Genomic DNA, 14,114 nt, shown 5'->3' on the forward strand with positions numbered 1-14,114 from the left:
GGCCCAACTGTTCGCGGCCTGCGTCGTCAGGTGCGCGCCTGGTCCGGGCGGCATCGCTTGATGCATCGCGCTGTCCTCACGGTTCTCTCAGCAGGTCTTGAGCGTATTTCTCGAGGAAATATTTGCTCGGCCGCGAACTGCCGAAGAAGCCCGGCACCTGGACGTGACGCTCCCATTTGCCGTCCACGCCGGGGGCGGGTCCTTTCCGCCGGGGATCGGAGATTTCGAGCACCTCGCGCACGGTTTCCAGGATTTCGTCCGAGCTGCTCTCGCTCACGACGAGTTTGGCACGCGCCATGGATTCATGGGTCGGGTAAGCCCAGCGATACTCCTCCGAGGTCCATTCGCTCAGCGAAAGCATCTGGCCGTCCGCCCTGTGCACCGGCTTGAGCGCAAAGCGGGTGTCCGTCGACCACAGCAGGCCGATCGAACTCAATGCATTTACCATCGCAGTCGGGATGCCGAAGCTGCTTGCCACATAGGCGAAGCCGGAGGTCGTGCCGATGAACATGCGCGCACGGCGCATCAAGTGAATGTCCATCTCCGGAAATGCATCGTCGCTGCGGGCGTAGTCCACCACGCGTTCCATTTGCGGGAACGGCGGCACTTTGCGACCGCCCATCCGGACAACCCATCCGCCGCATTCGGTGATGTGGCGGACCGCATCGAGATAGCTCGCGAGCGACGCGTTGCGGATGGATTCGCCGACGCCTTCGGTATCATTCCGGGTCTGGGCATCCCGCACGTGCAGGCAGACGAACCAGTCGCCGTCCGCCATCCCCCACCTGCGCCGGTAGTCCTGGTACGTCTGCTCGACGCGGTTGTCGGCAAGCAGGCGGCGGTCGTAGATGTCGCGCAGCGGAAAGCTTCGCTGCCGGCTTTCCCACTGCTTGAGCGCGAGTGAGCCCGCATCGTTCCAGTACACCGCACGTCCGTCCTCGAAGCGGAAGGCCTGGTGGGAGTCGCCAATGAACGGGGTGAGGCTGGCGAGTTCGTGCCAGACTCCGGCGGTGACGTTCTCGCCCAGGGTGAGCGTCGGACAGATCTCGGAGAACAGCGACAGGAACGGCTTGTTGGCGATCCGGTCCTTGTAGGCCAGGAGCACCGGCTGGCCCTGCCACCACCCCATTTCGCGCATCATCAGATGAACGTTGAGATGGCCGTTATGGCCGATCAACGCGCTCCAGTCCGGAGAAAGCAGCCTGACGTCCGACAGATCCGTGTCGAGCTTCTTGAGAAGGGCCTTGAGCTCGGCGCTGGGCGCGGGAAGATGACGGCGCAACCGCTTCTGTGTCTCCGTCAGCTTGGTGTAGACCTGCGGGACATGGAAGCCCTCGCCGCTGTGATATGTCGTCAGCAGGAGGTGGCGATAGGCGTAGAACAGGTTGATCTCCGACAGCACCTTGCGCTGCGGATGGTCGGCGGGGAAGCGCTCCCAGTATTGGCCGCGCTCCTCGCGTGCGACGAGGATATCGTCGTGCCGCGGGAGACCGAGCTGAGTGACGAGGGTCTCGATCAGCTCCTTGTCGCAGAAGAAGTCGGGAACGTAGCGGTCGAGCGGGGCTTCGAACAGCTCGGGTTCGCCATCCCTGCGCGCATCGTATTGCCGTCCTTCGAAGGACGTCTGCTCGAAGCGGAAGTTCCGGTGCTCCAGCATGATCTTGATCAGCTCGGCAAACCGGCGCAGGTCCTGCGGGCGAAGCGCGGTCCAATTGATGGTGTGGGCCTGCGCCAGCAGCTCCATGAAGTAGCCGGACGTCAGCTTTTTCGTCAGCTTGCCGAGCGCCTCCATGAACTCGTCATCGACCCGCTCCCAGTCGATTTTGGGAAACAGCTCCAGAACGCGCTTCTCCTTCTCGCACATGAGAAGGAACAGGATCAGCTCGTTGCAGTACTGACCCGAGTGGCCGCGGGTCAGCACCCATTGCATCTCCTTTTCGATGTCGGGACCGCAGAAATAGCGAAATTGCCGGTCAAACTCGTTCCGGTGTGCATAGCGGTGAAAGACGAGCGCCACCATGAAGGCCTGTTTGAAGGTCAACAGGGCGAAGATCAGGTCTTTCAACGATTCCGCCCGTTCCTGCCCGGCTGCATTCAGAAACCAGCCGATCGCCCTCGCGGCGCGGCCGGCGAGGTTCGACTTCAACGATTGTACCAGACTGCGTTGACGTGGCGCGGAATGCCCGGCTGGATTTGAGTGGACGGACTCGAAGAGCATTTCCAAGGCCCCATGACGATATCGAAGATTTCACCGGCGCAGCACTTCTGCGGCCCGACTGTCCGGCATTGAAACGGGCCTGCCAGCGTTCCAGACCAGACAGGGATTGCGCCCAGGCGTGGCAGGAGCATAGAGCGCGAGTCGGTCGGCCGCCAGTCCAAGCGTTCGCGGCCTGTCAGGGGAGGAGACTTGAACGGACCGCTGCCCTCAAGGATGGCAGGCAGCTCTCGGACGGGGCGTCCAGGCGGCTGTTGGGCTCGCGAGAGCGGGGCAGGGCTCCTGGGGTGTCGGCAAGTCCGGCGGCAGTGCTTCGCTCGATTGAACCAGGGCGTGCCGGCCTGTTCCGCCCGATTCGGGTTGATCGGGTCGGGCCTTCACAGTAATCGTTGCGGGCTGTTTCCGAGGTTGCGCCGGAGGTGCCGTTTGCCGCTCGACACCATTTCGACCGAGGGCGGGCCCGTCGGCAGCGCTCCGGTCCGCGACCTGACTCGCGCGGAACGTAAATTCGGCCGATATTATCCTCTGTTGCGCCTTCTCGCGCGGCTCCCGGGCCGGCATTTTCTGCGCAATCTGGCATTCACGGTGCTGCCCTTCAGGGCGAGATTTTTGCTGACGGTACAATTCCGCCATTTCTTCCAGCATCCGGGCCTGGACCGCCACTTCGTCTTTTTCTGCGGTCCTTTCGTGGGCAGGCACCTGCCCTGGATCTTCAACAGCTCCGTTTGGCAGCGCTACCCGAGCGAGGTTGCATTTTATCTTCTACTCGCGGGGCACCGGAAGGAAGCGCTCCCGCTGTTTCGCCGGTTGACGTGGGACGGGGAGCGCCCGATCGCCGAGCTCGCCTTGCAAGGAACGGGCGTCGTCGGTGACGGCTACTCGATGGATATGCTGACGCAGATCCATTTTCTTGACTGGCAGCATGTTGCCGAGGGGTCGCCGGCGATGCGGACCTTCGTCCGGATGATGTTGGAGCATCGCAACTTTCAATATGAGGAACGGGCTTTTCGCGGGCGTGTCGAGTTCGATCACGTGCCGAGGGACGTTTCGGCCGAACAATTCATTCCTTATTTCTTCCGCGACCGCGAGGTGATCGTCCGCCTGATGCAGGAACTTGGTCTCGTCGATTCGACGGGCGTCCTTCGTAAGCTGGACGAGTCCGGGCAGTACTGGGAAAGCCTTCCAAGCTATCTGCCTGATCGCACGGTCTGTCTGGACATCTACCTGTTCTATGCCTATCGCGAACTCCTGCTCAGGACTTACCACAACGGGGAAGGAGACAAGGTCCCTGTCGTGTACAGCCGCGGTCTGGACACGCAGCGTCGCCTTCGCCGTCAGCTTCCGAAGCCGTCCGCCGAGTTGAAGCGGGTGCTGGACGGGGTCGGCGTCGAGCTCGGCGATGTCAGATTGCTTTCACCCGATTGGAGCGCGCTGATCGGTCACAATGGTCATCTGAACGTGCACCTGATGATGCGGAGCATGGGCTGGTGGAAGGGACAGCCGGTCCTGCTCGCCTACAAGGATCGGATCGCCAACAAGCCGTTCCTGTCGCTGTTCTCGGACATCTGTCCGACACTCACCTTGGGCGAGAACGTCAGCGTCGGCGTCTGGCACGAGCTTGCCAGCCTGACGCCTTTCCTCGGCGACTCGCATCAGGCCTTCCAGTTCGAGGACGGCCGGACGATGTATTGGAACGATGCCGGCGCGATGGCACTTCAGCAGTGGGAGCGCGAAGGCAGGGGTTTTCCGTTGCGCGACATCTATGACGCGCGCATTCAGGCGGATGACCGGACCGAGCTGCTGTACCAGTCGCTGCGCCGGAAATGGGGGCTTTCGCCCGGCGATTGGTTCGTCTGCCTGCACATGCGCGACGCCGAGGCGCGCGGCGAGACTCTCGGCACCGGCGAGTCGATCCGCAGTGCCACGATCGGCAACTATCTCGACACCGTTCGTTACGTCACCGAGCAGGGCGGCTGGGTGATCCGCATGGGCGGACGCAAGGCGCCGCCGCTGCCGGACATGCCGCGCGTGATCGACTACGCGCGAAGCGAGGATCAGGTGGCGGAGATGGACATCCACCTGATGCGCCGCGCGCGCATGTTCATCGGCACGACGTCGGGCTTCGCCTATGTCGCCACCAGCTTCGGCATTCCGACCGCCATGGTCAATGCCCTGAGCTCGGTCGGCCTGTTATGGTCGAAGGATACGCGCTTCTCGCTCAAGCCCGTGCATACGCGCGAGGGGCGCATGCTGTCGTTGAGCGATGTCACCTCCGAGACGTGGCGCTGGACGTTCCCGACCTATGAGTCGGTCAAGGCTGCCGGCCTCACGGTCGGCGAGAGCTCCGCCGACGAGATCCTGGAGACCACCCGGGAGGTGCTGGATCTGTCGTCCGGGGCGCCGCCCGTCATTCCCCCGGTCGATGATGCCTGGGAAAAATGTGTGAACATCCAGGGATTCTTCGGCAATTCGCGGCCGTCCCGCTATTTCCTGGACAAATATGCGGCGTCCCTGCTCGATCGCTCCTGAAACGAAACGGTCCGATGAACTTCGCCCAACCGAACATGTCCCTGGAAGAAGCCCGCGCCACGCCGCTCGGCTACCGCGCCGACATCGACGGCCTGCGCGCCATCGCCGTGCTGCCGGTTCTGCTCTACCACGCGTTTCCCGCGGCCGTCCCCGGCGGCTTCTACGGCGTCGACATCTTCTTCGTCATTTCCGGTTATCTGATCACCGGGATCATCCACAAGCAGATGCTGTCGAAGACGTTCAGCATCGCCGATTTCTACGCCCGCCGGATCCGCCGCATCTTTCCGGCGCTGATCACGGTGGTGCTGGTCACCTTCCTGATCGCCTGGTTCTTCCTGCCGCCGCGCGAGCTGAAATCGCTCGGCACCAACATCGCCGGCGGTGCGGTCTTCATCCAGAACTTCGTCCTGCTCGGGCAGGTCGGCTATTTCGACCTCGCCGCCGACAAGAAGCCGCTGCTGCATCTGTGGTCGCTGGCGATCGAGGAGCAATACTACATCGTCTGGCCGCTGCTGCTGATGCTGATCGGCTCATGGCGGCGCAGGAGCCTCGCGATCACGGTCGCGCTGGCGGCGGCATCGTTCGTTGCCTGCCTCATCGTGCAGCCGCGCGCGCCGGAGTATGCGTTCTATCTGCCGGTGACACGGGCGTGGGAGCTGCTGGTCGGCTCGGGACTTGCGCTCTGGGTCAACGGCCGCAGCGCGGAGGCCGGCCCGCGGCCGCTGATCGATGTCGCGCTCGTCCGCGAGCTCGTCGCGCTGGCCGCGATGCTCGCGATCGTGTTCGCCTTCTGGCGCTACGGCCGGCTCACGCCGCATCCGGGCGTTCACACGTTGCTGCCGGTGCTGGGCGCCGCCGCCCTGATCGCGACCAGTGGCACGCTGGTGCATCGCTATGTGCTGGCTTCGGCACCGGCCGTCTTCGTCGGCCTGATCAGCTATCCGCTCTATCTCTGGCACTACCCGCTGATGGCCTATGCGCGCATCCAGTTCATCGACGCGGTGCCGGTGTGGGTCATGCTCGCGATCATCGTGGCCAGCATGGTGCTGGCCTGGGCCACCTACCGCTTCATCGAGCGGCCGATCCGCTTCGGCCGGCGCCTGGTGCCGCTCAAGGTCGGCGGACTCGTGGGCGGCATGGTCGCGCTAGGCATCGTCGGTGTGGTCGCCGACCGCACCAACGGCCTGCCGTCGCGCATTCCGGCCGAGCTTCGCGGCTTCATGCTGGACGGGAGCGAGACGGCGCGCTTCTGGCGGGCCGACAAATGCCTGCTGAAGCCCGATCAGAGCGCATCCGAGTTCTCACCAGACTGCGCGGGCACCGGCCGCCATCCGCTCATCCTGGTCTGGGGCGATTCCTATGCGGCCTCGCTCTATCCGGGACTTGCTCATTTCGGTGCCGAGCGGGGATTCGAGGTCGCGGAATACACCGCCTCGGCCTGTCCGCCGCTGCTCGGTTTCGTCCATCCGGAACGGCGGTTCTGCAAGGGCGCGAACGACTTCGTCATCCAGAAGGTCGCCGAGCTGAAGCCGGATCTGGTCCTGTTCTATTCGACCTGGAGCTATGGTCCGGACGACCTGCGCAACGGGCTGGACAGAACGGTCGCCGCATTGAAGGAGCTCAACGTCCCGAAGATCGTCTTGCTCGGGCCGCCGGCGACCTGGCTTGGCGAAAGCCTGCCGGCGAATGTGCTCGATTATTATTTCCGGACGCATTCGCTGCTGCCGGCGCGCACCAAATTCCGCTCAAACGACAACTGGACGCGGGCGCTCGATGAGTTCCTTGAGGCGCAGGCGCAGCGCGTAGGGATCCAGTACATCTCGGCGCGCCGCATGATGTGCAATGATGACGGCTGTCTCGCCCGGATCGGCGCAGACGGATCGAACCTGACCGCGTATGACAGCGGCCATTTGACCTATCCCGGCTCCCTCTTCATTGCCAAACAGGCGCTTGAGGTGTTGCCTGGCTTCGACAAATAGTCGCGTCGTTCGCCCGTGGTCGCCATGGATCGTCGGACAGAGCAGACCGGTTGGGCCGGGCATGAGGCCGGGGACGGCCTCGGCCGGGCAGGACGCCGCTATCTCGGCTGCCTGCTCGGACTGACGGCGGCGATGCTGGGTGGCCTCGGCGTCTGGCTCGCCGCGCAGGGAGGCGACCATTTCAGCGCGATCAGCAGGCCGGGTGATCGGTCATGGTACCGCAATTTCGGTGGCGACAGGGTCACCGAGATCCAGGACCAGGATCTGTTCTACCATGGCATCGGCCGGTCGATCGACAATGCCCGCCAGGCCGACGTCATCATCCTCGGCTCATCCCTGGTGTCGTTTGCGCTCGACGAGACCGTCATGCGCGAGCGCCTCGAGCAGCCCTACGGCCTGAAGTTCTACAACATGGCGTTCGTCGGCGTTGCCAGCGGCGAGTTCGCACGGCAGATCGCGCTGAAGTATCACCTCCATCCGCGCCTGTGGATCTTGAACGCCGACGATGGCGGCGGCGGCGGCAACTTCTTCCACCGCAATCTGACCCGCGCGTTCGGCGCCGACGTCCGTCCGATCCCGAGCACGAAGCTCAGCCGCTACGGCGCGACCTACGAGATCATCCGGCGCAATCTGCGCTGGCGCTTCGAGGACGTGACCCGGCCATGGCGCCAGGCGATCACCGGCCCGCGATCCGGACCGCTGCCGCGCTTCGACCGCGATGACCGCACCGGCGCCGCCGACATGAGCACGTTTCCGCGCTTTCTCGCCGACGGCAATCCGGGCGTGAAGATGACGCGCGATCCCGACTGTCACACCACGCCCGACGTGATCGCCAATGCGCGTGACTTCGTGCAGTCGCTCGGCGCGCCCGTGGTTCTGACCTTCGTTCCGAATTTTCACGGCTGCCTGACCCAGGTTCGTGAGATTGCGGATGCGATCGGCGTCGAGACGGCGACGCCGGCGCGGACCGACTATTCGAGCTGGGATGGCGGGGGTCATCTCGACGCCAGGGGCGCGGCCGATTTCACCCGCGACCTCGTTGGCGCTCTGGAAAGGACGCGAACGTTTCAGGGAATGCGTGAGAATGGCGATCATCGAAAGCCTTGACCCTGCGGCCGCAGCGGATCGCCACGAGCGGCCGATCAGCCGGGCGCACGCGCTGCTCTATCGTCCCGACATCGACGGCCTGCGCGCGGTCGCCGTCATCGCCGTGCTCGTCTTTCACGCCTTCCCGCGGCTGCTGCCCGGCGGTTTCGCGGGCGTCGACGTGTTCTTCGTGATCTCGGGCTATCTGATCACGGGCATCATCGACCGGCAGTGCGCGGACAAGAGCTTCAGCTTCGCGACTTTCTACGCCCGCCGCATCCTCCGGATCTTCCCAGCTCTCATCACCGTCGTGCTGGCGACGTTCGCGATCGCCTGGTTCATATTCCCGGTCGCCGAGATGGAAGCGCTCGGATCCAACATCAAGGGCGCCGCCGCCTTTGTCGAGAACTTCATGCTGCACGAGCAGATCGTGGGCTATTTCGATCCCGGCGCGGAGCGTCTCCCGCTGCTGCATCTGTGGTCGCTCGGCATCGAGGAGCAGTACTACATCGTCTGGCCCGCAATGTTCGTGCTGATTGCCCGATGGCCATCGCAGAAGGCGGCCATCGTGGCCGCGCTCGGGCTCGGATCCCTCGCGGTCTGTCTGTCGACCCCCGCAAGGGAGGCGGCGTGGGCCTTCTATTCGCCGACCACGCGCGGCTGGGAGCTGCTGGCAGGCTCGCTCCTGGCGGTGTGGCTGCGCCGGCGGGCCGATCGTCCGATCGGTGCGGCGACCAGCAACATTCTCGCGGCTGTCGGCGTGGCGGGCCTCGCCGTCGCCTTCTTCGCGTTCGGCGCCACCTCGCCCTGGCCCGGCATTCGCACCACCATCCCCGTCCTGGCGACCATGGCCCTGATTGCGGCCGGCGACACGCCGGTTCAGCGGGTGTTGGCGTGGCCCGCGCTGGTGTTCGTCGGCCTGATCAGCTACCCGCTCTATCTCTGGCACTTCCCGCTGATCGCCTTCACCAAGCTGCAGTTCGGCGGAGCGGTTCCGGCGTGGATCCTGCTCGCGGTGCTCGGGCTGAGCACCGTGCTGGCCTTCCTCACCTATCGCTTCATCGAGCTGCCGATCAGGTTCGGAGCCGCGCCCGTCGCGTGGCGGGTGGGGCCGTTGCTGGCGGCGATGGCAGCCCTGGTCCCGATCGGTGTCGCGGCGACAAGCACGCGCGGCCTGCCGGTCCGGTTCGCGCCGGAGATCAGGGGCTTCATGCTCTCGGGCTCCGAGACCTCCTCGCACTGGCGCCGTGGCCGCTGCCTGCTGCTGCTGCAGCCGGCCTCCGCGTTCGGCGCCGACTGCGCCGGGCAGGGGCGCCGGCCGCTGCTGCTGATCTGGGGCGATTCCTACGGCGCGGCGCTGTATCCGGGGCTGCTGCATCTCTCGACAGAGCGCGGCTATGACGTCGCGCAATATACGGCCTCCGCCTGTCCGCCGCTGATCGGCTATACCTTGGAGGCCCGCCCGTTCTGCAAGAGCATCAACGACGACGTCGTGCTGCGGATCGGCCGTCTCCGGCCCGACGTCGTCATCCTCGACGCGACCTGGGGCCACGCCGAGTCCGTGCTGCGCGAGGATCTGCCGCGCACGGTCGCGCAGCTCAGGGCCAACGGCATTGCGAAGATCGTGCTGATGGGACCGCCGCCGAGCTGGCAGGGCGTCGGCCTGTCGCACAACGTGCTCGACTACTACCGGCAGACCGGAACCGTGTTGCCGGAGCGGACGCTGTTCCGCTCCAACGACGAATGGACGCGCGGCCGCGACGCGCTGTTTCGCGAGCTGACGCGTCAGCTCGATATCGAATTCATCTCCGTCCGCGACGTGTTCTGCAACGACCAAGGCTGTCTCAGCCGCATCGGCCCCGGCGGCTCGCAACTGACGGCTTTCGATCCCGGGCACCTCACGGTGCCCGCCTCGATCTTCTTGGCGCGCCACGCCATCGACGACCTCCTGGGGCCTGCCCGGCAGCCGCCGCGGTAAGCAGATCAAACCGGATCGGCCGGGATGCCGCGATAGGCGTGGATGATGAAGCGGGTGCCGCCGACCGAATAGTCGCCGCCGTTGGACGCCTCGATCGCGAACATCTCGACCAGCTCCTTCCAGGCCTGCCGTTCGCCCGTGGTCGGAATGGCGCGATTGGCATTCCAGTCGTCGAAGCAGATGACGGCACCGGTCGAGATCATGCCGCGCTCGAACAGCGGGACGAGCGCATCCATGGTCGACTGGTAGAGGTCGCCGTCGAAATGGATCATCGCGAACCGCGTCTCGGGCGGCAGCGTCTTCACGGTGTCGGCGAACCAGCCTTCGTAGAGTTGAAAGCGGTGCGGCGGAATGATCTTGCCGATCAGCGCGCTCAGCTGTGGCGCGGCCAGCACCTTGCAGCCGCCCTTGGCCCACGCGCCGGAGATGACGTGCGGCGCGCCCTGGTCGACCGGCGAGGTGATCTCGGGAAGGCCCTCGAAGCTGTCGAACAGGCGCAGGATGCGGAACGGGTTTTCCCCGGACGCGCTCTTGCCGAGCGGCTGGCGCTGCAGGTCGAACACCATCGAGGTGGCGATCGCGCGGGCGCTGAAGCCGCCCATCGTGCCGAATTCGGCGATGTCGCCGTTCACATGGGCGCTGTTGATGTACTGGACGCACAGCGTGAGCGTCTTGGCGATCTCCTGTGCCGGCAGGATCAGCACGTCGGCATAGCTGTAATAGGCGCCGGGCGAGGGAAGCTGCCGCGCGCTGTATTTCTCCAGCGCGATGTCCTGGATGATGCGTCCGTCATCGACCGTGTCGACGGACGGGGCTGCGATCGCCACGGCCGGAAGCCTGTCCTGCACGCTGGCGCTGCTGCTGCCGTTTCCATAGGGCCAGGGCAGCGGCGGCTGGAACAGGATCGCTCGTTTGACCGAGCGCATCCAGTACAGCACGTCCGGCGGCAGCGAGGTGGCGAGCGCATTCTTCAACGGTTGCAGCATTCAAATCTCCAACGCGGCGCTGTTCGATGACCGCAAAACGACCTTGAGGGATGGCGCAGACATGGCGCTGCGCCGAAGAGAAGAGAGGTGTTCGCCTGGCAACGCCAGGCAGGCGGCGTCATGCCGGGACGGGATTGCGCGCTCGGTGACGGCGGCGTCTCCGCATGCACCGGCCGCAACGGGATGAACATCCGAAATCTCCGAGCGATCCCGCGCATGGCCATCCAGAGGTCGACATCGGCGGTGAGCGCGCCGTCGCGCGCAAGCCCACCTGCTGCCTCCTGGCTTAGCCGTCCTCCATCCCTGGTGCAAGCGGGCGGCCATGCGTCAATAGAGGTTGGCAGCGCGGCGTCCGTCGGCCAGCGCGTCGTGGACGTCCGCGGGCCGCTCCTTCGGCGGCTTGACGAAGAACGGGTCCGCCGGCCAGTGGTTCATGCCGGCGACCATGATCGTCATCTCCTCGTCGGGCATGCGCGGCATGAAGACCAGATCGATCGCGGAGCGCGTCTTGTGCGACGGCGGGCTGCCGCGATGCATGAGGCGAGTTGCATCGAACACCAGCAGATCGCCGGTCTTGCCCAGAACCGTGTGCTCCCGGTAATTGGCGTCGCGATACTGGAACGGACCGGTCTGCTCGTCGACATCGCAGAGATAGAGCACGCCGCGAATGACGCCGGCGGGACAGTGGTCGCTGTGCCATTCCTGGGGGCCGACGCCCTCGGTCACATGCGGCTTCGAGCGCACCAGCCGGACGTTGGCGACCTTGGCAGGACAGCCGAGCACGCCGCGGAAGAACGAGTCGAAATCGCCGCCGCTGAACAGCTGATGCAGATAGTCGACGAGGGCGGCCGACGGCATCCCGGTCTGCAGATCCTGCGTGTAGGAAGCGACACTGTTGCCGGCCCAGTCCCACGCCGAGTGGCGATTGCTGACGTCGCGGTCGAAGCTCTCGGTTTCCCGGAACATGGCCGCCTTTTCCGGATTCGTGCCGATCACCGTGACGCCGTTCTGCTGGAAGGCGACGATCTTGTCGGCGAGCTGGCTCGGCGTCTTGTGCGGATCGAACTTCGGTGCATGGGCCGTGCACAGCGGTGGAGCGCTGTTCGCGGCCGGCACGAGCGTCAGCCGGCGCGGCTGCGCCGTGCCGTTCTTGTCTGCGGGGGCTGCGTCAGGACTGAGGTGCCCGTTCAGGCGGTCGAACGTGTCGGCCCGGACCAGGCGGTAGCCGAGAGCGCTGAGCGCCTGGTTGACGCCGCCCTTGAGCCGCTGCTTGGCAGTGCTGATCATCGGTCCCAAGGCCATGCTGTCCTCATGCTGCGTTCGGCTTGGTGGGCTGGAACGGATCCAGGCCGCACGCCATTCGATAATACAGTTCGTAACGCGGATGATTGGCCACGAGGCCGCGGCTGTCGATCGCGTGATCGATCAGCGACTCCAGCAGGAGGCGGGCGCCCTTGGGCGGCAGATGCACCCCGTCGAAATCGAACTCCGGACGCAACAGATCGCCGTCCGTCAGGTCTGACCAGCGGTCGACCATGAACAGGTTCACCGAGCGCACCTTCTGCGCCAGCTTCCAGTTGAAGGCCTGGACCAGCTTGGTGCGCACCGACACCGGGCAGTCGTAGCTCTGCAGCTCGCGGATGCGCGCTTCCTGCCGGGTCGGAGGAACCACGCTCTGGACGTAGACGCGCCTGAAGCCGGCCTTGACGAGTTGATCGAGCCCGGCGACGAACGGCCCGAGACGCGCCTCGATCGCCTCGTCGATGAGATCCCACGGCACCAGCGGCCTGTCGAGCAGCGGCAACGTCGTCGCGAACGGCGGAACGAAGTCGTAGGTGTCCTTGAGCAGTTGCAGGAGCGGACCGCGAACGTCGATCTCGCCGACGGTGATCATGATCAGCGGCGGCCGCACGGCCTGGCCGACCGCCTTGGCAATGGCGAAGTCGGTCTCGTCCATCGACAGGTGCGTCGCGCGGCCGTTGCGCACCAGGCCTTCGTATTCGAGGAAAGCGATGAAGTCGGGATGAAACTCGCCGGTGGCCGGATCGTAGAACTCCCGCGCCGTGGCGCCGGGGATGTACTTGGTGCGGGCCATCACCCAGGCGCCGGTCCATCGTTCCCGGAACACCATGTTCCGGTACGGCAGCGAATGGCTGTCTCCGACGATATAGACCGGCAGAACCGTCTCGAGTTCGGTGTCCACGCTGATACGTCCCCTTACATCACAGCCTCGGCTGCCGCTCGTCCTCAGTTGCTCCGGCGCGCGGCCAGCGCGCGGTAGAACTCGTCCTCGTCGCAGATGATTTGCGGCGCCGCGGCCGGAGCAGTCGGCCGCCTCGCTGTGCCGTCGCCGGCGGATCGCACCTCTGAGCCGGCGTCCTCTGCGGTGAACTGCGCGAAGAACAGCTTCATCGCGCGCGCGACGCCGTCGGCCGTGACCGAGCGCGCATCGTTGGCGAAATACCTCCCCGCGTTCTTCGGATTGGTGATGATCTCGTAGGACGCGTAGTAATGCACGTTGTCGTAGCGCCGGACCATCTCCTCCGCGGCGACGCGCAGCACGCTCTTGGAATAGGTCGTGGCCTGCAACACGTGGCGCGGCTCCATGGTGGCCGCGAGCGGGACCGGCGAAACCGTCAGGATGATCTGCAGGCGCGGATTGGCGGCCGACATCAGGTTGATCGCCTCGGCAAGATAGCCGGTGGTCTCCATGACAGAGAGATTGTGGAACGCGTATTTGGTGTCGTCGAAGTCGCCGGCGCTGCCGCAGCCCGGACAGGTCGGATACACCGTGCCGTCCAGCTTCGAGACCCAGCACTCGGTGAGGCCGAGCGTGAAGATGAAGACATCGGTGGTTTCGATGAGCTTCCGGACCGCCTGCAAGTGCCGCTTCAGATCGGCCTCGGCTTCGACCATCGAGACGTAGCCGCGCGGCGTGATGCGGGGGCGCAGCAGATCGAACACCCAGCCGTCGCTGTCGGTCCAGAACTGATCGGCTGGCCGGAAAGCGCCGAAGGCGCGCTGCACCAGCTGCAGCAGTTGCAGGGTGCTGTAGATGTTGCCGTAGCGGGCGGAGAACAGGCCGTAGCCGAAGCGCTCCTCCTGCTCGGGCGTCAGATGCGGTGGCGCCGGCTCGGTGACGTAGTAGTTGTAGCCGCGCTCCTTCAGGGCACGAGAGATGTGCTGCGCGAAACAGCTGCCAGCCGAGGCGACGCGCTGATCCGGACCAAAGCGGAGCCGCGCGGTCAGATGCGGATCGAGATCGGATGGGCTGCGCTCGGCGACGGCCTGGCGCCAGAAGCTGCTCGCGGGCAGCGTGGTGTAGGGACAATTCATGCACT

General features: G+C 65.3%; 9 protein-coding genes. 4 read left to right on the forward strand and 5 right to left on the reverse strand.

Translation table 11 applies throughout. The features are described from left to right. Window positions 1–76: 76 nt before the first annotated feature. On the reverse strand, window positions 77–2,146 hold the full coding sequence (locus QX010_RS30725) for a TIGR04372 family glycosyltransferase (protein WP_316183376.1): 2,070 nt from the start codon (window positions 2,144–2,146) through the stop codon (window positions 77–79). 495 nt (window positions 2,147–2,641) lie between these two features. On the opposite strand from QX010_RS30725, the gene QX010_RS30730 reads away from it, so the two are divergent. Genes QX010_RS30730 through QX010_RS30745 form a run of 4 tightly spaced genes read left to right on the forward strand, consistent with a single transcriptional unit; the run spans window position 2,642 to window position 9,787 of the window. Further along, window positions 2,642–4,744 carry a TIGR04372 family glycosyltransferase gene (locus QX010_RS30730; RefSeq protein ID WP_316183377.1) on the forward strand — a complete coding sequence of 701 codons (2,103 nt, stop codon included), beginning with the start codon at window positions 2,642–2,644 and terminating at the stop codon, window positions 4,742–4,744. A gap of 14 nt (window positions 4,745–4,758) precedes the next feature. Beyond that, window positions 4,759–6,723 carry an acyltransferase family protein gene (locus QX010_RS30735; RefSeq protein WP_316183378.1) on the forward strand — a complete coding sequence of 655 codons (1,965 nt, stop codon included), beginning with the start codon at window positions 4,759–4,761 and terminating at the stop codon, window positions 6,721–6,723. Between the two features lie 24 nt (window positions 6,724–6,747). After that, the gene (locus QX010_RS30740) at window positions 6,748–7,830 is read left to right on the forward strand and encodes a hypothetical protein (RefSeq protein ID WP_316183379.1); all 1,083 of its coding nucleotides are present in this window, start codon (window positions 6,748–6,750) and stop codon (window positions 7,828–7,830) included. Beyond that, entirely contained in the window at window positions 7,808–9,787 is a 1,980-nt protein-coding gene (locus QX010_RS30745; protein ID WP_316183380.1) for an acyltransferase family protein, read from the forward strand. The genes QX010_RS30740 and QX010_RS30745 overlap by 23 nt, the downstream gene beginning before the upstream one ends. Window positions 9,788–9,792: 5 nt before the next feature. On the opposite strand, the gene QX010_RS30750 is transcribed toward QX010_RS30745, so the two are convergent. From QX010_RS30750 to QX010_RS30765, 4 genes are all read right to left on the reverse strand, one after another. Next, entirely contained in the window at window positions 9,793–10,773 is a 981-nt protein-coding gene (locus tag QX010_RS30750) for a TylF/MycF/NovP-related O-methyltransferase (RefSeq protein WP_316183381.1), read from the reverse strand. Between the two features lie 327 nt (window positions 10,774–11,100). Further along, window positions 11,101–12,075, reverse strand: a complete 975-nt coding sequence (locus QX010_RS30755) for a hypothetical protein (RefSeq protein ID WP_315805290.1) — start codon at window positions 12,073–12,075, stop codon at window positions 11,101–11,103. Window positions 12,076–12,082: 7 nt separating this feature from the next. Beyond that, window positions 12,083–12,976: a hypothetical protein gene (locus QX010_RS30760; protein WP_316183382.1), complete on the reverse strand. Its 894-nt coding sequence runs from the start codon at window positions 12,974–12,976 to the stop codon at window positions 12,083–12,085. A gap of 44 nt (window positions 12,977–13,020) precedes the next feature. Further along, the gene (locus tag QX010_RS30765) at window positions 13,021–14,109 is read right to left on the reverse strand and encodes a GSCFA domain-containing protein (protein WP_316183383.1); all 1,089 of its coding nucleotides are present in this window, start codon (window positions 14,107–14,109) and stop codon (window positions 13,021–13,023) included. Window positions 14,110–14,114: the final 5 nt, after the last annotated feature.

It is taken from the genome of Bradyrhizobium sp. SZCCHNRI1009 (genome assembly GCF_032487575.1).
In the GTDB taxonomy this organism is placed as follows: domain Bacteria; phylum Pseudomonadota; class Alphaproteobacteria; order Rhizobiales; family Xanthobacteraceae; genus Bradyrhizobium.